Origin of the sequence: Candidatus Uabimicrobium helgolandensis, assembly GCF_041508025.1 — a bacterium.
Classification (GTDB): Bacteria; Planctomycetota; Uabimicrobiia; order Uabimicrobiales; family Uabimicrobiaceae; genus Uabimicrobium; species Uabimicrobium helgolandensis.
Genome location: NZ_CP165719.1, coordinates 8,890,464 through 8,912,738, shown reverse-complemented (window position 1 = coordinate 8,912,738; position 22,275 = coordinate 8,890,464). Strand labels below are relative to the sequence as shown.

Below are 22,275 nucleotides of genomic sequence, written 5' to 3'. Positions count from 1 at the left end.
ACAACGAACATATTTATTATAACGGCAGTTCTATTGTAGCAAATTTGAAACATTTCGCGTAAAATTTTATTGTAGAGATTATACCAGGCTTGCATAATCTAAAAACTTAATCGTTATATTCAAAGATAATTCAACAAGAAGCATATACAGTAATCTAAAGCGAAACATATGCCAGACTTGCCGTAATCTAAAACATATCCGCAAGGAAGTATGTAATGAATGTAAAACTTCATAAAAAAAACAAAATTAAAAGCAAGTAATAGATTTAGACTGCACTAGATAGGTGCACAAAACCACTCCTACAGAGCAGAAATTATCGTTTGTATTTCGAATTCAAAAAAGTAAATTTATTGCATGGTAAAAGAACAATCTAAAGAGAGTGTTGTATGTCCACAGATGAAGATATCAAAAAGCTTTGGGAAGAGTTTATCCTCAAGGAAAATGTAGAAGATTGCGATCCTGAAAAGACTTATAAAAGTGCTAATATGAGTATTGAGAGTATCTTTCCTAAGAGTTCTCCAGATACTATTGTCTCTTCTTATCATGTAGACAGTGATCCGTTAGCGAATAGCCAGCAATGGGGAGCTTGCTTGACAGATTCTGAGAATTATGAATTTTTAGATGAAATTGCACGCGGTGGGATGGGAATTGTTTATAAAGGGAAGCAACTTAACTTGCAGCGTGAGATAGCTATTAAAAAAATTAAAGATAACAACAGCGTAGGTAACAAAGGAAAGTTTGTTTGCGAATCTTTAGTAACGGCTTATCTTGACCATCCAAATATTGTTCCTGTTTACGATTTAAAGGAGAATAGTGAAGAAGAAGTTTTCTTAGCGATGAAGCTCGTTCGTGGTACAGAATGGAAAAATATTCTCGACCCCAAAACAACAGAAGATAAAATACTTGCCCAAAAATACAATACGGAAAGTCACTTACGTATTTTACTCAATGTTTGCAATGCTCTATCTTATGCGCACAGTAAAAACGTTATTCATAACGACCTAAAGCCATCAAATGTGATGGTAGGAGAATTCGGTGAAATATTAGTTATGGATTGGGGAATTGCGGTAGATATTTCTGAAGGCGTATCATTTTCAAAAGGTTTACATAAATCTATGGTGAATAATCCAATGGGAACTCCTAGTTATATGCCGTGGGAATTAGCTCAAGGATGTGGAGATAACATTGGAGTATGGACAGATGTGTATCTTTTAGGCGGAGTTCTATATCATATCTTAATGGGTAGACCTCCTCATGGTGGCGGTATCGTTTCTGCACTTTTTGCTGCTGTTACCGGTAAATTACCACCATTTTCGATTGACATTCCTAAAGAACTGCAACAAATTTGTCATAAAGCGATGAGCAAAGATATCGAGAAGCGTTACGAAAATATTGCTCAGTTTCAACAATGTATTGAAAACTATTTGCAACATAAAGAAAGTATTGTCATTTCCGAAAAAGCACAAGCAATTATTGATAAAAAGATTTCTTCTGAACAAAATAAATCTTATGCACAATTCTCCGAAGCGATTGCTGGATTTACACAAGCTTTACAACTATGGGCTGAAAACAAGCAAGCTAAAGTAGGGTTAGAAAAAGCACGCATTGCATATGCGACAACAGCTTTACAACATGAAGATTTTGGTTTAGCAGATGCGCAACTTGATTTTGTCGCACAGCAAAAAGCACAACAATTGAAAATGCAAATAAATCATGCAAGAAACCTCAAACTACGTATGCAACGTACCTCTAAATACATGCGTTACCTGTTATACATCGCAACAACCGTTATTATTGCTGGATTAACAATAGGATTTTTACTGATTAGGAAAGCTGAGCGCAATACTAAATATCGCGAAAACAAAGCCCTACAACAGCTTGCGCAAATTGCTTTAAGTAAATCAAAAGAAGCGTATCAACTTGCGTCATCAGAAATAACCAAAAAAGGTGATTATCCACATCTACAAAAGATAGAGAATTATTACGATAAATGTGGAGTTTACGCTGAAAAAAGCTTGGAGTTTTCGAAGAAAATTCAATTTATTTCAAGTAAAAACAATATACAAATTGACAAGCTCAAAAAACTTGCCCAAGGCATGATAGACATTTCGTCTAAACGACCATTTAGTCCTTTGTTGTGGAAAATAAAAGCTGCAAATTCAGGAAAAATAAATGCTGTGCATTTTAATGCTGATGCTGAGTTATTTGCTACAGCAGGAAACGATAAGATTGTTTATTTGTGGAATACCGTTACTGGAACCCAAGTAACTTCTTTTAGCGGTCACCAATCGACAATAAACACAGTACGATTTAGTCCTAATGGAAGGTATCTCTCCTCTGGTTCGACTGATAAAACTATTCGGGTATGGGACATCAAGACAGGAAAACAAATATTTACTTTTCGCGGGCATAGTGGTTCTGTAAATAACATATGTTTTTTCAAAGAGATCCTCGCTTCTGCGTCCTCAGATAAAACGATTCGTTTGTGGAATATAATTACAGGTAAGCAAATTACTGTTTTAAAAGGCCATTTAGGTTCTGTAAAATCTATAGATTTTAGTTCCGATGGAACATCCCTTGTTTCAGGATCAGCAGATAAAACTATCCGTTTATGGGATATAATAACGAAAAAAAATACGTTGGTTTTTCGTGGACACAGCAAGGCGGTAAACGCAGTAAAATTCGCGCAGAATTATATTCTTTCGGGATCGACAGATAAAACCATCCGCTTATGGAATTCAAACACTGGTAAACAATTGAAAATTATAGCAAATAGCAAGTCTTCGGTCTTAACTTTAGATTATGATAAAAACAATAAAGTATTCGTTTATAATAATGGAATAAAATTAGATATTTGCAATATAAATACCGCTATTCATGCTTTTCACGGGCACTTAGGACAAATTAATTTTGCTCATTTCAGTCGCGATGGTAAATATCTTTTATCTTGTTCTAAGGATAGAACAGTTAAGTTATGGAATATGGCTAAACGCAAACAAATTTCTATTTACAATAATCACATTGCAGATATTTACTCCATAATTTTTAGCAACGACGGAAAATATTTATTGTCCTGCTCTAAGGATAAAACAATCCGAATGTGGGATGCGCAAAATGGTAGGCAGATACATTGTTTTACTGGTCATACCTCAGCGGTCACATCTGCTGTATTTAGTCATGATGGTAAGTACATAGTTTCATGCTCCAAAGATAAGAGTATAAAAGTATGGAGTGTACAGCAACGCAAGCAATTACTCATGCATAGTTTTTCGACCTTCGTACATAGTGCAAAATTCAGCTCTGATGATAAGTATTTATTTTTTATTTTAGGGAATAACACCGTAAAAATTTTAAACATTCAAACTGGTAATTATTCTACTTTTATAAAACACAAAACTACTCTAAACGAAATTAAAATTAGCGCACAAGGTCAGCATTTAATGGCTATTTGTCATGATAATTCTATTCGTGTATGGAACACAAAAACCAAACAGCAAATTGCCAAACTGCCTCATCCTCGCCAAATTTCCAGTGCTACATTTAGTACCAACATCAATTATATTGTTTCTGGTTGTACAGATAAAGTAATTCGTTTATGGGATATAAAAACAGGCAAAGAGATTCACTCATTTAGAGGGCATTCTTCTCAAGTAAACTCTGTGGATTTGAGTCACGATAACCGTTTTATAGTTTCGAGTTCATATGATAAAACTATTCGCATTTGGCATGTCAAAACTCAGGCATTAGCGGCAACATTGCAGCAGTCAACCTCAACCCAATCTTGCCACTTTGATGTAGCTAGCCAAAAAGTTGTTTTTATAAGTGATAACAATCGTACTGTACAACTGTGGGATGTTTCTTTGATTACCAACCAACCCCTCCTAAATGCAAAATCTGTATCTTTTGTAAATGATAAAACATTCGCTTCTTCGCATAAAAACACCATAAAGTTATGGAGTTTGGAAAACAAACAAATAACCAAATCAATAATAAACAACTCTTACATAAACTCTATTGATTTAAATAAAAGTAAGGTTGTTTGCGGCGGTAAAGATGGAACAATCAACAAATGGAATATTGACAACTCTAAGATTATAGCGACAATGAAAGGACACAAAGCGCCAATATGGTGTGTGAAGTTTAGTAAAGATGGAAAGTATATTGCGTCTGGCGGTGAAGATAATCTCGTTTACTTGTGGAATGCGAAAAATGCAAAGCAGCAAGCCGTATTCAAAGGGCACAGCAATACGGTAACAGCTGTTGATTTTAGCAGAAATAAGCGATACTTAGCCTCAAGCTCTAAAGATAAGACTGTAATTTTATGGGACATTGTCAACAAAAAGCGACTTGCTGTTTTTAGCGAAAGTAAATCTGAAATTTATGCGGTTAGTTTCGCTCCTGATAATCAACATCTAGCCATTGGCGCTAATAATCGCATTTACATATGGAACATACACAATAATCACATATCAACCATAATTTTTGATAAACCTGACATTCGTTACTGTACATATAGTGGTGACGGCAAGTATATTATATGTAACTTTTCAGCGGGGATAAAAATATGGGACATTACCACTTCACAAGAACTACCCATAGCAAGACACCACAATATGCAAATATTACGCTATAACGGTAACGATTTAATATGCTCTACTTTTGATGGTTTTACATATTTGTGGGAACCTTTTCAAAAATACAATATCTTACAATCTCACCCACAAACAAATCACTTGCACAATTATAAAGTAAAGGAAGATATGTCTGTTGTAAGATATACGACCAGGAATTTATGGCAGCGGTTATCATCAAACTAATAGAAGAAAGATACAGAACTATAATTCCGATAGGAAAATGTTTACCGCTGGTGTTAAAATCCGTGCCTATTGTCATAAAGAATACTAACATGCGTAGTTATCAGGAGGTCAAATGTGAAAATAAGAGGTAAATCTTTAAATAAAATAGAAAGCGATATGAAATACTTTGGATGTACTTTCTATCTAGACAAAAACAGAATACACAAAATAAACAATTCCTTGTTTGACAATTGTAGTTTTAAAGGAGATGTGGAACTTGATTTTGAAGGTTGCGAATTTAACAATTGTGGGTTCTCTAGAAAACTCAAATTAGGAAACAAATCTATTACTAGTCTAGACAAAATTGTCCAGTGCACAAATATTACTTCCCTAGATCTTAGTGATACAAAAGTAATGAATACGGGACTAAAGCATCTGAAAAACCTGACCAACCTCACTTCTCTCAATCTTGAAAGAACAAAAATAAAGAATACAGGACTAAAGCATCTGAAAGGCTTGACCAAACTCACTTCTCTCAATCTTGAAAGAACAAAAATAGGGGATGAAGGACTAGAACATCTAAAAGGCTTAAATAACCTCATTTCTCTCGATCTTAGCTGGACAAAAATAGGAGATGCAGGGCTAAAGGATCTGAAAACCTTGACTAATCTCACTTCTCTCAACCTTGAAAAAACAAAAATAGAGGAGCTAGAACATCTAAAAGACTTGACCAACCTCACTTCTCTCTACCTTGACATTACAAAAATAGGGAATACAGGACTAAAGCATTTAAAAGGTCTGACCAACCTCACAGATCTCGGCCTTAACAGTACAGAAATAGGGGATGTAGGGTTAAAGTATTTGAAAGGCCTGATCAATCTCACAGATCTTGGCCTTAACAGTACAAAAATAGGAAATGAAGGTCTAAAGCACTTGAAAGGTCTGACCAACCTCACTTCTCTCTACCTTTGGAATACAGAAATAGGAGATGCTGGACTGGAGTATCTGAAAGACTTGACTAGTCTCACTTCTCTCAAACTTAGTAGTACAAAAATAGAAGATAAAGGGTTAAAGCACTTGAAAGGTCTGACCAACCTCACTTCTCTCGATCTTGGCTATACAAAAATAGGGAATGAAGGGCTAAAGTATTTGAAAGACCTGACTAACCTTACTTCTCTCAAACTTAGTACTACAAAAATAGGGAATGAAGGGCTAAAGTATTTGAAAGGCCTGACCAACCTCACAGATATCTCCTTTTTCGATACAAAAATAGGGAATCTAGGGTTACAGTATTTGAAAGACCTAACCAACCTCACTTCTCTTGATCTTAGGTATACAAAAATAGACGATGAAGGGTTACAGCATTTGAAAGGCCTGACCAGTCTCACAGATCTCAACCTTGAAAGTACAAAAATAGAGGGAGAAGGGCTAGAGCATTTGAAAAACCTAACCAGCCTCACTTCTCTTTGTTTATATAGTATAAAAATATCGGATGTCGGACTAGAGCATTTAAAAAGTATGACTAGTCTTACTGATCTCTACTTAACAAAAATAGAGGATTCAGCGCTGAAAAGTTTAAAGAAATCTCTACCAAAAACAACTATTTCGCGCGATTAATAATCGCGCAGCCATATTTTGCTAATTTTTGTGGGATACAAAGTAAATCACAACGAATTTACAACGATATTGATCACTGGAAAAGCAAGCGCGATAAGCTTCTCCACAAAGATTCGTTATTCAAAAAATGTAATAGAGAAATTGCCAAAAGATGGAATAAAATTTCATTGATTAACAAAGAAATCTCACACACAGCCGCGAACATCATTGTCTTTTTTGCCAAACACTACAATTGCTCAAAAATCTATTATGAAAACCTAAAATCACTTAAATCTCGTGGTTACTCTCGTAATAAAAATCATCAAATAAACACCACTGTCCGCCAAAAAATTATTGCTCTGACTGATTATAAAGCCAGTCTGTGTGGTTATTCTTTACAAAAGCCTATTCATCCAGCAGGTACCAGCTCCATTTGCCCAAAATGTTCGCACAAAGGGCAACACTTTTCATCTTCTGATAACCACAAAAAACAACACAAATCTCTTCCTTGGTTTTATTGTCCAAATTGCACATTCTCCGCTGATCGCGATTATGTCGCGTGCTTGAATATTGCTCGGAAAGCCATTTTTAAAAAGAATCTCAAAAAATGTACAAAAACAGTCGTCTATAAGAAGACTCGTTTGCCTGATTCACTGTTCCGTCAGGACGCCTTTGCTACAACCCATTGCAAAGGTCACATTTATTGTTTGTTGGGCTGGATACATTCTGTTTCCCTCTCTTCCAAAGTCGTACAAAAGAGTTTTAATTCTTTTAAAGGTACTATCTTTGGAATCCTTCGCGTATGAATGTTATCCACTACTTTGGATTTTTTAGTTTAAAGAGGAACGCTACAAAAATATATTTCGTACCACTATGTAGCCTAACTGTAGGGTACTTTTTGCGTGAAAAATTTAGAAAATTTTTTTTAGTTTATCTGACAATTTCGAAAACACTGTTGGCGCAATTAGCAGATAAAAATATTCATGTACTTGATTCTATAAATAAAGATGCCTCTAATAAAAAGGCTAAGTAAGTTATTCGCGACTTGAATGATGCTGAATGTTTAAAAAATTATTTTCGCGTCTTAGTTGGTCGCATTTTTTAGAACTGATAAAAATAGACGATGAATTAAAAAGATCTTTTTATGAAATTGAATGTATAAAAAACAATTGGTCTGTACGTAAACTAGTAAGGCAAAAAAATAGTATACTTTTTGAAAGAATAGGATTAAGTAAAAATAAAGAAAAAATTTTCATTATAACTGCCCTTATGTTTTTAAACCTTTGCTCTTTATAGGTTTGCAATTGGACAAATTCTGGCGTTTTTAACTCCAGAATTTGTAAAACACTTTACTTGATGGAAATTAAATGCAACTCAATACAAAATGTTAAGAACAATAAATAGAAATCTTGTGGATATGTATTGGTACTTAGGTAAAAGAATGATGGAAAAACAAGAAGTAGAAGGCTGGGGGAAATCTGTTGTTGAAAAATTGTCTAGTGATTTGCAAAAAAATTTACCTGGCATTAGAGGTTTTTCTTCATATAACTTATGGAATATGAAAAGATTTTATAAGTTATATGAAGAGGATGATAAACTAGCAGAACTTACCAAAAATATAAGTTGGACACATAACATTACATTGATGAAAAAGTGCAAAGACCGACTAGAGCGCGAATTTTATATACGTATGTCTATTAAATTTGGCTGGACAAACAATGTGCTAGTTCACCATATTGGAAATAAAAGTTATGAAAAAACTATGCAAAATCAAACTAATTTCGCTAGAACTCTTCCTCTTGATATGCAAACGAAGGCTAAGTTAGTAGTAAAAGATGAATATGTTTTTGATTTTTTAGAACTTGATGAGAATCATAGTGAGAGGCAATTAGAAAAAGGACTTGTGCGTAATATCGAAGAATTTTTAACTGAAATTGGCGATATGTATGCCTTTATTCGCAGTCAATACAGAATCGAAATAGATGATAAAGAATATTTTATAGATATATTACTTTATCATAGAAAATTACGTTGTCTTATTGCCATAGAACTAAAAATTGGGGAATTTATTCCTGAGTATATCGGTAAAATGCAATTTTATTTATCCATTTTAGATGATAGAGTGAAATTAAAAGATGAAAAACCATCTATTGGAATTATTTTGTGTAGGTCGAAAAATAAAACAATAGTTGAATACGCATTGAAGGATTCAATTAAACCGATAGGTGTAGCGTCTTATCAAATAATGTCTTCTCCTCCAAAAGAACTAGAAGATCACCTTCCAAAACCAGAACAAATATCTAAATTGTTGGAAGGATTACCTGTCTCGATAGAAACTAGCTCACAAAATGAAAAAAAATTATTTTTAGAGCTTCCTCCTAATCAGAAAAAGATTTGTTTATATGTCAAAAAAAATGGGCGTATTTCTAACCAAGAATGTCAAACTATTTGCAAAATTCAAAAAAGACAAGTTAGTAACGAGCTACGTAGTTTAGTGAGTAAAAATATTTTGAAAAAAGTAGGTAATCGTGGAAGAGGAACATATTATACTTTAAATATTGATTTGCCTCTATAATTCTTGATTGTCTAAGATACAGGAGTTTTTATTAACCAAATGCCATTTATTTTACACTTTTGAGTCTCGCACTAATTGTTTTTTTTTCAAAAAAAAATCAAACTAATTTCATTTTTGCAACGTATTTGTTTTTAAAACAAAAACGATATGAAGGATGGATGCTGTTATGATTTATATTTTTGCAACTCCAATGATTTTAGTAGTCCTTGTATCAATTAGTGATAGGTTCTCTATCACAGATAGATTAGATGATATGAAGTACTACATTTTTGACACTAAATCGAAATGGAAAATGTTACAACGTTTCACAGTCAAAACAAAGTTTACAATATTTTCAATAATCACTTGCAGTATTATTATTTACTATACCAATTACCTGGGAAGTGTTTCTTTATATTTTGAGTATATTTATCCTATGGCAACGTGTACACTTGCTGGTATTTACATAATCTATGATAGAAAACTAGCACCTGATTGGAAATTATTGCGTATTTTTGTATTTGCAATAATAGGGTTGGTAATCTTTACCGTATTACATTTTGCTTGTGGTTTAAATTTGCCTCTCATTCTTTTATCTGCGGTCATTATTATAAACTGCATTGGTCGTAGCAAGAATTTCAAGCAAGAAATTATGGAATTAATTGCTTTTCCTATTTATGCAGTTGTCATCTCTTTGTTCTGTGAAAATCTAAATTATAAGAGTTATTACTACACTAGGGGATATTTCGATATAGAACGATATGTGGATAACTATATGTATATTCACCCTGTCATTTTGTATTCTCTATTTGTGGTTTTTCTCATGGAAAAGCTCTATTTTCCTGTAAACGCGGTGTTGTCCAGAGTGCTTTCCTATACATTCTTTTTTTTGGGTACTTGCTTTATAGCAAGTGGTTTATATTTTAAGATAAGCTACTTTTCGATTGTTTTTATTGCTTGTATTTTCTTTATTTTTGATTTATTCACTCACAGTAAACCTAATTCGCAAGGTGAATCCGTTTGTCCAAAGAATGCACCAAACATTACAAAAAGACAGCGGCAAAAAGTTACTAGTGATTTGCCATCACCAAAAATTTGTACTTCATTAAACAAGCACCTTGATAGACAAATAAGTAATGCTGCGAAGTTTTTAGATAAAGAAAATATTGCTGCTTGGAAACACATACGTGGAGTTCTTTTTCTATCTATTCAAGTTTACCAAAACGAGAAAGATAGTAGTTATTTAAGATACACTTTTGAAATGCTTGGTCGTACAAAGCGAACAAAAACTATCTCTAAAAAATTACAAGAATATCAATTAGATATAGCTGATTTTTTTATCACACACCTTGACTTGTTAAACGAAGCTTTACAAGTTAAACAATTAAAAATTTTATATGAATTCTTATCTAAGTGCCAACCTCACCAAGAACGCTGGATGAAATACGCAGATCTCTTACAGAAGGTAACAGAAAAATTGCCAGTAAAAGAGGGCTGGAGAAGATCTGCCAAAATAGAAATTGTCTCACAACATAGAGTAATCAACCAAATTGTAGACTACCCGCCCCAGAGTTTACCGCGACCGTTGTCGTTACGTTTTCCTCTTTTCAACCAAAATCATATTGACTTGTTATCATCAAAAATATCTCATTGTAATTATTGGATAAAAGCGGAAAACCATTTTTTATACTATTGTGAGGATGAAAGAGTAGAAATTTCTTTGGTGGACAGTGGGCTAATAACCAAAAATAATAACTGTTATCGATATGAAGCTGTGTGGGGAAGCAAAAACATTACATATGACTTGGTAATTACATTACCACAACTTGCAACGTTATGTGATACAGAAATTACAACATATGCGGGTGAAAAACCACATATTCAAATTACAGAAGATATACAGTTAAAAATAACATCTACTCAGGCTTGGTTCGCCAAAATTACAATAGATTATCTTCTTTAAGGTCGTCGCTACATAATTTGTGAAAATAAAAGAAATTCTGCCTGTGGATAGACATTGTCACGTCTGGAAATCTTGGAATGCTTTTCACAAATTCGCCGTCTTTAACAGGGAACGATAAGTTGAGTTTCTTTTTTGCTCTCGGCATATTCCTTTTTAATGAATATGGCCTCTATGCTTTATTGTTTTTTTCTTGGCTTACTGGTATCCGACAATATTCGGTTTACAGTGACCTTTGGTAAAAATAATATGTTATATGGCACAGTCACTAGTTAAAGTGACTGTTCTGCAGTGGCTTGTCTCAAAAAAAAGTAACTCAGAATCTTTTAAAGACCTGGAGTCTTTGTGGCATTCATTAGAAAGATTATACTGGATAGAATCAGAAACATCCATCTGTTCTATCTCGTTTAGTTTATATCAAAGGCGACAATTTAAATATAGATTCAAAACAGATAGCCCTTGTTCATAAAAAATTTACTAATGTTAAAATCGCAAGTTAACCCTTTCGACACAAAAGCTTTGTCATTGGAAAAAAATTTTCTACCTATTAGAGAAGCTTACGTAGGAAGAGACGAAACGAGCAGAGAAAATATTTTAATTACAAATATACTTTGTAATCCTGGTGGTTGCAGATTTGTTGTCGAAGGGGAGATAGGTGTTGGCAAAACTTCTTTTGTTAACTATCATCGTTTTTTATGGGAAAATGAAGCTGAAAATCAGATACTGACTATTGAACGAGAAATTTCTGTTTATGATCACTGGAATATAAAAGATTTTTTAATAAATATTTTAGCAACTATCGTAAAACGAATACAAAAATTACCCCAAGCCAAATGTATTCTCAAACAAGATAATATCTTTCAAGAGATTTCATTACTTGGTAAAGTTTACAAAGGACAAAACCAAAATTTTGGAATCAACGCTTTCAATATTGGTTTTTCGACAGAGAAAAGTGAAAATATTAATGTTCCACGTGTTCCAGAGATCCAATTGCTAGAATATTTTTCTCACTTAGTAAGTATTATCAAAAAACTGGGCTTTGTTGGTCTATTTTTACACTTAGACAATTTAGAATTAATTAAAAACTCAAATGAAATACACAAGTTCAAAATCTATTTGAAAATCTACGCGATACTTTACAAACGCCAGACGTATATTTTGCTTTTGTCGCATACAGAGGTTTTTTTCAGAATGTAATTTCTCCAAGAGAACGTTTGAAAAGTGTGTTTTTTGGACGATCAATCTATATTCCACCTCTCAAAAAAGAAGAAGTAATAAAAGCAATAGAAAAAAGATACTCTATTTTGAAATTACCAAACCGAGAAGTAATCAAGCCATTTGAAGATGATTTTATTAATTATTTATACGATGTTTATCGGGGAAAAATACGTTTCATTATGGAAGCAGCAAATACCTTGGTTCCATTTTTGAGTCGCAAAAATCCGCAAACTTTACCAAGTAAAGTAGCTTGCGCAAAATTACAAGAAATACTCTACGAAGATGTGATGGAGAAAATTACTCCACAAGAGTGGGAAGTATTGAATGTTGCAGTAAAAGCTGAGTATTTTACGAATAAGGATATCGTCGAAGCACTAAAAATATCAAAACCCAATGTCAGTCGTATCATTAAAAAATTATCCCAAAACCAACTCATTACAACTATAGGTAAAAAAGGACGCTATGTATCCTATCAAGTATTTGAGGATATTAGAATAATTATAGATTCTGATGCTGAGAAATCCGTTAAATCTAACAACAAAAAAAGATTTTCAACAGTAGAAAAACGTACCCAAAAAGCGATAAAAAATATCAAGCGAAAAATTACAACAAAAGAATATGCTTCTACGATGAATGTTTCTATTAACATAGCAAGAAATGATTTAAAGTACCTTGTTTTGAATAACGAGATTGTAAAAAAAGGAAGTACCAAAAAGGCTTATTTCATCCTTAAAAATTAAGCTACTAAAAATGAAAATAGAACAAATTTGCGTTTTGAAATAGAAAAAAATGGATTATAAAAAACAAAATAGGCAAAGCAGCGCTTCTAAAGAAATGTTAGATAGAATCGAATATTTTTTTGAGACCGATTTTCCAAAAGGCTTAAAAGAAATTTTAAAACAAAACAATGATGTAACATACTATACTAGCCAAAAAGAAATTCAATTTCTCTCAACAAAAGAAATCAAAGAATATTACGACTGTTACCTTTTTGCACAATATATGCCAGAAGCAATTCCCTTTGCAATGGATGGTTTTGGAAATTTCATTATGTTAAAAAAACACGAAGGCACTAAAATTTATGGTGCCAATTCTGGTAATTTAGGATGGGAAGATTCTGTGATATTCGGAAATAGCTTTGAAGATTTTTTAGAAGATTCTACACCTCCTTACGAAGTTATTACGAGTCTGGCATTAATGCCTTTTTAATATCTTTTAAAAAACTCCTCTAGGTTCGAGGAGTGCACAAACTGGCTGCCCCGTCAGGTTACAAAACGAACTTTTTCAATCCAATTCCCACTATTCTCCACTCGTAAGTTTCACGGGGGAAGCATAGTATTATCCACCTCTAAAAAAAACTTCTACAAGAAATTTTCTCAATAAAAATTCTATAAAATCATGGTTATTTTACGCGGTTACCATACCAGCGAATAATTTAGAAGCTATGTGATTTGGAATTTGAAAAACCGGAATTTGTATAGTTACAACTATATGGATTTGAGGAAATTGTGGAGATAAAAATAAAAAAGTCAGGACCAGACGCCAATCTTTCCTGACTCTTGCATTTATCTCCTGGGAATGCAGGGGATTTTTATAATTTAGCACAAAAATCCTCTAAATGCCATTCTTTTTTAGAGGTGGATCATGTCTATAAAAAAAACAAAAAATCATAGGAAGCAGCAAAAAGCAAAAGACTATCAAGAGTTTAATTTGATCAACATCAATGACCCAAATATAATTGATGACTTAAAAAAATCAGGACTCAATTCTGATATTTGCGAAGGAATTATCCACAAAGTTCCTTCTGGTAAAAAAGGAACTCAAGAATTAAAAGATAATATTGGACGTAGTAAATACAAGGGACAACATTTACTGCAAGTGCAGCATTTTATTTACAAAATAAATTATTTGCATGCTCCAGGATATGCTCGTTATAAAGCTCATCCTCCCATTGATGGCATGAAATACTTATCCCCATTAAAACAAGTCTATGATGGGTATCATTTATTTTTTCATCCTAGTGTGGAAAAAAATCTATGTAAAGATTCAAAGCCACTTATCATTACCGAAGGCGAAAAAAAGTGTTTAAAATTGCAACAGGAATTAGGCCAAAATTATTGCGCTATTGGCTTTCCTGGAATTACACAATGGTTAGATGCTCCAGAGTGGAGTCAAATCAAATGCAAAGGTCGTGCTGTTTATATTTGTTTTGATAACCCAAAGTCTGACCAAGAAAGTAATTCGAATATTGAAAAACAAAAATTATCGCTATTTTTATTTCTATATAGTGAAGGCGCAAGAGTTCATAATATCACTTTTCCTGAAAAATACACAGGGATAGACGACTACCTTGCTGCTCTAAAACATCCAGCCAAAAAAATTCTAGAAAGAATAGAAAAAGCCCAAAAAGATATTTTTTCTTCGTTCAAAACCATTACGATAGAAGATGCTGCAAAGTACTTAGCAAAATATAAAACTAGCAATATTATGGTAAAACAATTATGGGAAGATGCTCTAAAAGAACGCTTTAAGTGTAGGCTGAAAGATTTAGAATCTTTACTACGCGACAAAGCCAAAGCTCAGTTAGAACAAAATTCGCCTGAGTGGATCAGCTATACTAAAGATGGCCACCCAAAAATTGTTACTGGTTTACTTGCAAAATCCATGTTACAAAAATCAAACCCACTTCTTTTTCACCAAGAAGAGTTTTGGCTATACAACAATGGTTATTGGCAATCAGAAGATCCCAGACGCCTTAAAAGAGAAATACAGCGCGTTTTAGGATATGAATTAGCAAAAAGAAAAGATATTGAGGATGTGTACTATCAAATGCAAAATGAATGCATTGCAAACAGAAGTTTCGACTTCAATAACGCTCGCGGTTTTCTAAATCTTGAAAACGGTATTCTCGATCTAAAGAGCATGAAGCTATTTACTCATGACAAAGATTATTATTTCACTTTGAAACTAGGCGTAAAATATAATCAACAAGCAGACTGTCCACAATGGAAAAATTTCCTCAATGATCTACTCTTTTCTCCAGAAACATTACAGCGATTACAAGAATGGTTTGGGTATATTCTTACACCATCAACAAAAATTCAAAAAGCGTTATTTCTAAAAGGAGATGGAGCAAACGGCAAGAGTGTAATACTAGAAGTAATCGGTGCATTACTAGGCGAATATTGCGGACATTCAGAAATCACAAAACTAGAAGAACGCTTCAATCGCGTCAATATCCGTGGCAAACTTGTCAACATCTCAACCGATGTAGACACAACCACTACACTAAACGACACCTTCAAAAAACTAGTTGCCGGAGAACCAATCACCGGAGAATTCAAAGGAAAAGATTCGTTCGAGTTTCGACCATTCTGCCGCTATATATTTGCAGCCAACGACTACATACCTTCCAGAGATAAGGGCAATTCCTTTTTTCGCCGCATAGACATAATCACCTTTTCAAGAATATTTTCAGAAGCCGAACGCGACGAAGATCTAGCGCAAAAAATAATTGATAGTGAACTATCAGGTATTCTCAATTGGGCGTTAGAAGGATTAAAAAGGCTAAGAGAGAATAATTGGAAAATGACAAATAGTGATGAGATGAAAACATCTCTAGTTGAATTCCAAGAAGACTCTAATCCAGTATTACAGTTTATACAAAACTGTTGTACTGTTGAAGATAAAGTCTATACTCCATGCGCCAGTTTATATAAAGCCTATAACGAGTGGTGTAAAGAAAATAACTACAAACCCAAAACCAGTGCTCGATTTGGACGAGAGTTAAAAAAACTCGCTACCTCTGAAAATTGGCCTGTGGAGAGGAAGCAGAAATCAAAAGGCTGGAGCTATCAGGGAGTACGCTTGAATCCTGGAATGCAACAAATATGAAAAATAACTAGTAAATTTACGGAGTAACTAGCAAATAACCAGTAGGAAATTTTCTACTGGTTACGCTAGAACACTTAAATTATAAAGAGAAAAGATAAACATAACTAGTATAACCAATAAGAAATGAATATTTAAATTACGAGTAATAGCATACTGTTTGTTGAAGTTTTTTAAAATAGATTATGTGTACCTAAAGTTTACCAGTTGTATAGATTAAAAGTTCGCACAAGTTCTAGAATACATCATTACAGATAACCAGTAAAAAGAAACCAACTGGTTATCTCTTACCAGTCTTTCCTCTTATTAGCCTCTTTTATTTTTTTGTAAAATGTTGTACCATATTGAAAATATCAAATAAAAATATCAGAATACAACAAAGAAAGAAGTAGGTATGGCACTAGATGGTTTTCCCAAAAATGCCAAAGAATTGCAAGGTTTAGAAATATCAGAGATCGCATTTTTTGCTGAAGAGTGTGTCGAAAACCTTTCGAAAGCTGAAATTGATTTTTCTCTTAGAAAAATGAAAATAATAGCTACTAAAATAACGCAAGACTCACATCTACAAACGTACTGTGTAAACGTAGTTGAATATCTTTTGGGGCGCGAAAATTATTTTGTCAAGTGGTTATTAATTCTTCGTGAAGATAAACCTATTTTTATTGATAATTGGCTACAACCTCCAAATTCGCATGCTAAAGATAGAGAATTAATTTCGACTCAGGTAGTCTATTTTCCCTGCCAAAGTAACAAAAGTGCAGAACTTATTCCGATCGAGAGTGAAAAAAATAACTGCAAACCAATTAAAATTTCAATAGACACATATGATCCGCTACCAACAAATCGAAAAAATTATAACCTCTGTTGGTCAACATATTTTGATAATCGCAATATCAGGAATACTAAATATTGGAATACTAAACTACTCACAAAGATTAAAAAGCTAAAAAAAATTATTCACAAAAAAGAGCAGGGAAAAACTATAGAGTTATCTGCGAAATGCTTTCTATCAGTTGGCATAGCTTTTGGGTATATATTTTCTCAACCTTCAGGATATAAAATTGAAATAAAGCAAGACAACGATTTTACAAAACAAGAAGAATTGTGGAAAACTACCGACACATCCGAAGAGTTCGAAATAAAAAAAATACTTTCAAATAACTTTAGGGTAAACCAAAAAGAATTATGTTTAACTATTTCGATTACACGTGACATTTCTGGCGCTGTAAAGCAATATGTAGCTCATAAAAAAATGATCGCTACGCATTTAGAGATTGCGGCAAAGGTTACAGGAAGAGACTGTATACGAAACTCAGCGCAAGCAAATTTTGCCGCAAAAGAGGTGAGTGAGGGTATATTAGAAATATGTAGTGAGCACCAGTTTGAAAAAATTCATCTGTTTTATTCTGGGCCTTTAGCTCTCGCTATTTTTATTGGTCATCGCTTAAATACTATAGGTGAACTACAACTTTATGAATATGATGGTCATCAATACAGTCCTTCTTTTTGTTTAAACAGGAGATAAAAAATGGCAAAACTAGACAGTAGTTTTAGGGAATTTTTAAAAGAAATTCGACCTACTAGTAATCAAAAAGAAGATTTGAAAAAAGGCCATACCATTTTGCGCGAGCGTTTACTTAAATACGAAAAGCTGAAAAGTATTGTTGTTCATACTTTTCTTCAAGGAAGTTATAAACGTGCTACTTTAGTTCGGCCAAAAGGCGGAAAACGCTCGGATGTAGATGTTGTTGTCGTAACAAATCTAAAAAAAGAATCTTATCCTGATCCAAATAAAGCCATGGATCTTTTTGTTCCATTTTTGCGTGAATACTATAAGCACAAATACAAAAGACAAGGACGTTCGTTTGCAATAGATTTATCATATGTCGACTTAGATTTAGTTATTACTTCATCGCCGCCTCTTGCTCAAATAGAAGAATATAAAAAAATTAGTGATGAAAACATCGAGGATTTTGATGAAGGTCAATGGAAATCAGAGCAGTTATGGATTCCTGATCGAGATGCTTCAGAATGGAAACCAACTCATCCCTTAGAGCAATTTGACTGGACAAAACAAAAAAACAACAGCACGAATGGACACTACACCAATGTTGTTAAAGCTATAAAGTGGTGGCAAAGATCAGATTGGCCTAACGACCGTCCTAAAGGATATCCGTTAGAACATCTTATCGGGCAAGTATGTCCAGATAAGATAAATTCTGTTGCTGAAGGTATTGTTTCTAGTTTTGAAGGTATAGTCAACAGAGGAAACAGTGTTCCGTACTATCCATCTTATGGAGTTTCTCCACAAGAAGATGTTTTTGCTAGAATTTCTGCTTCAGAGTATTCTAAATTTTACGAACACATTGAATGTGCAGCAAAACAAGCAAGAGAAGCCTTTGATAAAGATGATAATTTTGCATCATCAAAAATTTGGAGAGAGTTATTTGGTGATAAATTTCCTAAAAGTAAACAAGGTCCATTTGTTACTCCTAAATCGTCATCTGGTGATCTTAAACCACGACGTTATGGTAAAACAAATAGGTAATAATTATGAAAGAAATCCCGCAAGAGATCATTAAAGCTTATCAGAATTTAAAAGACATTGGTGTTGTTAATGTCAAAACACCAATGAAGTGGACAGATAAATTTAAAATACAGTTAGAGTTTGAAATAGAGATTTGCATTTCGCGTAACCTCGGTAAAAAAAATATTCGAAATATCGCGTTAAAAGTTATAGTTCCTGAGAATTTCCCTTTTGATTCACCTAAGTTTCTCTCAATGGATGAAGAAATTACTGGTTTTGCTCATCAGCCTAATAATTTTTTATGTTTAGGAGAAACACAGGGGACTCCACTGGATTACACAAAGTTAGTATACTTTGTTGAAAAAGCAAAAAAGTGGCTTGACGATGCTATCAATGAGCAATTAATAAAAGCTGGTGACCCTTATGAACTACCTTACTTTGGCGCATTGACAGGTCCGCAAATTGTTTTTAGTGAAGACAAAGTATCTTTTGAAAAATGGCAAAGCTATTTTGGAAAAGTAGGTAAAGTCCAGTGTAGCTGGGCTATAAACAGAGGTAATGTTTTTGCTTTAGAATATCTAGATTCACAAAAAAAAGTAATATGTAAAACAGGCTTTTCGTCCCACTTTAAAAATATTGACCGCCAATTTAATATAACTTGGCTTCTTTTACCCAAAATTGTCTACGAGAAACATCGCCCACCAAAAACATACCAAGAGATAAAAAATCTATGTCAGAAATACAACATTGATTTTGATGAAGTAAGAGAGGACACATGCAAAGACAAACAAGGAGTAGCAATTCTTTTAATCGGTTTTCCAATAACTAAGACATATGGCGAAAAAAATACTGAAATACATTGGCAGCCTTTATATTTACATTTAAGTAGTAAAGCATGTAAAAGTGATAGTGGTCTTGTACTTCCACAGCATGCTACAAGTAGCTCTTTAGAATGGGGCTGGTCTACAAATGTTACTAGTGAACGTTTATATAGTCGAGGTGCTTTACCTAATACCATTCAAGAATCTCATACATCAATTGTAGGGTGTGGCGCTATTGGAAGTATTGTCGCCGAATTTATGGCGCGTGGTGGAACGAAAAAAATCGATTTATTCGATTATGATATACTTTTGTTTGGCAATCTTTGTCGGCATACTCTTGAAGCTATGGATATAGGTAGATATAAGTCTATATCTTTAGCTAATAAACTTTCGTTGATAAATCCATTTTCCGAAATAAAAGGACATGTAGCCCGAATTCCACTTCATTCAAAAGTACCTATAGAAGTAAGCGAAGGATTAAAAAACTCAAGATTTATTATAGATTGTACTGCGAATGAAGAAGCGTCTTTGTGGCTTAGTGATTTTGCTGAAAACAACGAGCAGAAGATAGTTGTTATGTTTTTCAACATACATGCAGAGACTCTTACTCTTATCATTTCAAATAAAAGTAATTCTTGCCAATCTATTACTCAAGATTTGTTTGATAAAATAAAAAATAAAAAAACTCCTGTAGAACCAAAAGTATATTTTTATCAACCAAAACTAGAAGACGAAATAATTGAAGGAGCTGGCTGCTTTGAATCGACATTTCCAGCTCTTTTTATTCATATCAATATGTTAGTTGCAAGTGCTATGGATTTAATAGTCGCTTATGTCAATGAAAAACCACAAAATGGACTTGCTGTTATATTACAAAGAAACTCAAGAATATTCTCTTCTGATACAAATGAAATGGTAAAGATAACATGGAGCCAAGAATACTAGAACAACTATCACTACACTGGCGATCTCATTGTGGCGACTACAATGTAAATATTACTAACGAATGTCTGTCTAATATTATAGGTTTAGCCTGTCAGTTCTATCCTTTAGAGACTGGAACATCTCTAGTTGGTAGCTATTCTAAAGATGGCTATACCGCTAACATATTGGGAATAACGCCTCTACCTACAGATTCAAAACATGGAAAATTTGCTTTTAATAGAGGAGTTTTTGGTTTAAAAAAATTTTACCAAGAGCTATGGAGTACAAAAAAATGGTTTTACTTAGGGGAATGGCATAGCCATCCAGAGATGCAACCAATACCAAGCATTCAAGATGATACAACCCAATTTGAGATAACACAAGATTTTGAAACCCGATGCTCAGAATCTATCTTACTTATTTTAGGCGGGGAATTTTTTCAAAGTCCAAATATAAAATTGTTTTTATATTCTACTCATTCTGACAAAAGAATAGAACTTAGTCCTAAACTATAGGGTCTTTATTTTGTATTGAATAATCTAGTTCTAATAAAAGAGATTAACATGTGTTCTAATAAAATTCCTAAGAGTAATAAGAATATCGTTAAAGTTGCATCTTTTGCGCAAAAATGCTCTAAGGGAAAATTTGATTTCTACCTTGCTCAAGTAAGTATAGACAAGTATGAAATTACGTCAGAGCAATATTTTCCGTGGAAGTTTTTTAAAATAGATTCTGTGTACCTAAAGTTTACCAGCTGTATCGGTTAAAAGTTCGCACAAGCTCTAGAATTCATCATTACAGATAACCAGTTGTCTCTTTTTACTGGTTATTTCTTTCCAGTTTTTCCCTTCTATCAGCTTCTTTTATTTTTTGGCGAAATGTTGTATTATATAAAGAATAGTACATTAAAATATAACAAAGAAAGAAGTAGGTATGGCACCCAGAAATGCCAAAGAATTGCAAGGCTTAACAATATCAGAGATTGCATTTTTTGCTGAAGAATGTGTGGAATATCTTTCTGAAGATAAGATTAATTTATCTCTCATGAAGGTAGAGATACGAAAAACTAAAATAGCTAAAAGCAATGATCCAACAACTTACTGTGTAAATGTAGTTGAGTATCTTTTGGGGCATGGCAAATTTGCAGAGTGGCTATTAGTTCTTCACAAAGATAAGCATGAATTCGTTGGTAACTGGCTTTATGTTCCTGAAAACATAAATAAAATGCCTGGAGAAACAACGAAGGCAATTTCTGAAAATACAGAAAAGCCTCAAGACGTTAACACAACAACCTATTCGTGTGATCATACAAAACAAACAAAAGACATCGAAAAGTCTATCAATAAGTGGATGGAAGATAAGCGCAAACGGCCAATCATTTTGTGTGTCTATGGATATGATACCGAAATTTCGGAAATTATGCGATTTTTGATAGTCAAGCGACATGGAGATGTAGAACAGCGATCCATTGCTTGGCAGAGCGATAAGAATTATGGTATTGAAGATGATATAGTTGAAAAAGTTGAGAGGCTTTATAAGGAAACAAAGAAGCCTAGTGTTGTTGAAGTTTTGATGGGAGTGAAAGATTTACAACGCAATAGCTATAATATGATCAAAAACTTACTATTGCGACTTGGAAGCCAAGAGCTACTTGATAAAAAGCAAAATCCAAAACAAATAGTTTACATTTGCTTTGTTATCAAATACAAAAAAAGCGAGCTTACACCAAGGTTAATGCCGCCAAACTTTTTCTCCGATAAATTCAGTTTAGAGAAGAAAGTAAAGTATCCATATGACGGAATATTCAAAACATTATCCATATTTGGCGATGTAAATAGATTTGAGGTAGATGCTTGGTTGGTAGAAAACCGAGAATTGTCAAAATTGCAAAGGGAGTATATAAAGGAAGAGTTAGATAAACTAAAAAATTACGTTTCTATGAAAAAATTAAAACACATCGTAAAATCTTGCTTCGAAAAAGGATAATC

The 22,275-nt window shown here is 33.4% G+C and carries 16 protein-coding genes and 1 pseudogene; all 17 read left to right on the top strand.

Annotation, left to right across the window (positions count from 1 at the left end; translation table 11 throughout):
- Positions 1–386: 386 nt before the first annotated feature.
- On the top strand, positions 387–4,817 hold the full coding sequence (locus tag UABHE_RS32955; RefSeq protein ID WP_372367720.1) for a WD40 repeat domain-containing serine/threonine-protein kinase: 4,431 nt from the start codon (positions 387–389) through the stop codon (positions 4,815–4,817).
- A gap of 114 nt (positions 4,818–4,931) precedes the next feature.
- Complete coding sequence (locus UABHE_RS32950) at positions 4,932–6,413, top strand: leucine-rich repeat protein (protein WP_372367719.1); 1,482 nt, start codon at positions 4,932–4,934, stop codon at positions 6,411–6,413.
- A 167-nt stretch (positions 6,414–6,580) separates the two neighbouring features.
- Complete coding sequence (locus tag UABHE_RS32945; RefSeq protein ID WP_372367717.1) at positions 6,581–7,198, top strand: zinc ribbon domain-containing protein; 618 nt, start codon at positions 6,581–6,583, stop codon at positions 7,196–7,198.
- A gap of 253 nt (positions 7,199–7,451) precedes the next feature.
- Positions 7,452–7,688 carry a DUF1016 N-terminal domain-containing protein gene (locus UABHE_RS32940; protein WP_372367714.1) on the top strand — a complete coding sequence of 79 codons (237 nt, stop codon included), beginning with the start codon at positions 7,452–7,454 and terminating at the stop codon, positions 7,686–7,688.
- A 79-nt stretch (positions 7,689–7,767) separates the two neighbouring features.
- Positions 7,768–8,139 (top strand): annotated as a pseudogene (locus UABHE_RS32935) (DUF1016 N-terminal domain-containing protein); the annotation flags it as partial.
- Positions 8,140–8,154: 15 nt separating this feature from the next.
- On the top strand, positions 8,155–8,967 hold the full coding sequence (locus UABHE_RS32930) for a PDDEXK nuclease domain-containing protein (protein WP_372371713.1): 813 nt from the start codon (positions 8,155–8,157) through the stop codon (positions 8,965–8,967).
- 166 nt (positions 8,968–9,133) lie between these two features.
- Positions 9,134–10,909: a hypothetical protein gene (locus UABHE_RS32925; protein WP_372367713.1), complete on the top strand. Its 1,776-nt coding sequence runs from the start codon at positions 9,134–9,136 to the stop codon at positions 10,907–10,909.
- A 477-nt stretch (positions 10,910–11,386) separates the two neighbouring features.
- Entirely contained in the window at positions 11,387–12,103 is a 717-nt protein-coding gene (locus UABHE_RS32920) for a hypothetical protein (protein WP_372367712.1), read from the top strand.
- A gap of 26 nt (positions 12,104–12,129) precedes the next feature.
- The gene (locus UABHE_RS32915; RefSeq protein ID WP_372371712.1) at positions 12,130–12,864 is read left to right on the top strand and encodes a MarR family transcriptional regulator; all 735 of its coding nucleotides are present in this window, start codon (positions 12,130–12,132) and stop codon (positions 12,862–12,864) included.
- A 49-nt stretch (positions 12,865–12,913) separates the two neighbouring features.
- On the top strand, positions 12,914–13,333 hold the full coding sequence (locus UABHE_RS32910; protein WP_372367711.1) for an SMI1/KNR4 family protein: 420 nt from the start codon (positions 12,914–12,916) through the stop codon (positions 13,331–13,333).
- Positions 13,334–13,768: 435 nt separating this feature from the next.
- Positions 13,769–16,018 carry a phage/plasmid primase, P4 family gene (locus UABHE_RS32905; protein WP_372367710.1) on the top strand — a complete coding sequence of 750 codons (2,250 nt, stop codon included), beginning with the start codon at positions 13,769–13,771 and terminating at the stop codon, positions 16,016–16,018.
- Between the two features lie 391 nt (positions 16,019–16,409).
- Positions 16,410–17,540: an SAVED domain-containing protein gene (locus UABHE_RS32900; protein WP_372367709.1), complete on the top strand. Its 1,131-nt coding sequence runs from the start codon at positions 16,410–16,412 to the stop codon at positions 17,538–17,540.
- 3 nt (positions 17,541–17,543) lie between these two features.
- The gene (locus UABHE_RS32895) at positions 17,544–18,563 is read left to right on the top strand and encodes a nucleotidyltransferase (protein WP_372367708.1); all 1,020 of its coding nucleotides are present in this window, start codon (positions 17,544–17,546) and stop codon (positions 18,561–18,563) included.
- A 5-nt stretch (positions 18,564–18,568) separates the two neighbouring features.
- The gene (locus UABHE_RS32890) at positions 18,569–20,308 is read left to right on the top strand and encodes a ThiF family adenylyltransferase (protein WP_372367707.1); all 1,740 of its coding nucleotides are present in this window, start codon (positions 18,569–18,571) and stop codon (positions 20,306–20,308) included.
- A complete protein-coding gene (locus UABHE_RS32885) occupies positions 20,290–20,802 on the top strand; it encodes a Mov34/MPN/PAD-1 family protein (RefSeq protein ID WP_372367705.1) in 513 nt (170 codons plus the stop codon). The genes UABHE_RS32890 and UABHE_RS32885 overlap by 19 nt, the downstream gene beginning before the upstream one ends.
- 48 nt (positions 20,803–20,850) lie before the next feature.
- Positions 20,851–21,054: a hypothetical protein gene (locus tag UABHE_RS32880; protein WP_372367704.1), complete on the top strand. Its 204-nt coding sequence runs from the start codon at positions 20,851–20,853 to the stop codon at positions 21,052–21,054.
- A 166-nt stretch (positions 21,055–21,220) separates the two neighbouring features.
- Positions 21,221–22,273 carry a hypothetical protein gene (locus UABHE_RS32875; protein WP_372367703.1) on the top strand — a complete coding sequence of 351 codons (1,053 nt, stop codon included), beginning with the start codon at positions 21,221–21,223 and terminating at the stop codon, positions 22,271–22,273.
- Positions 22,274–22,275: the final 2 nt, after the last annotated feature.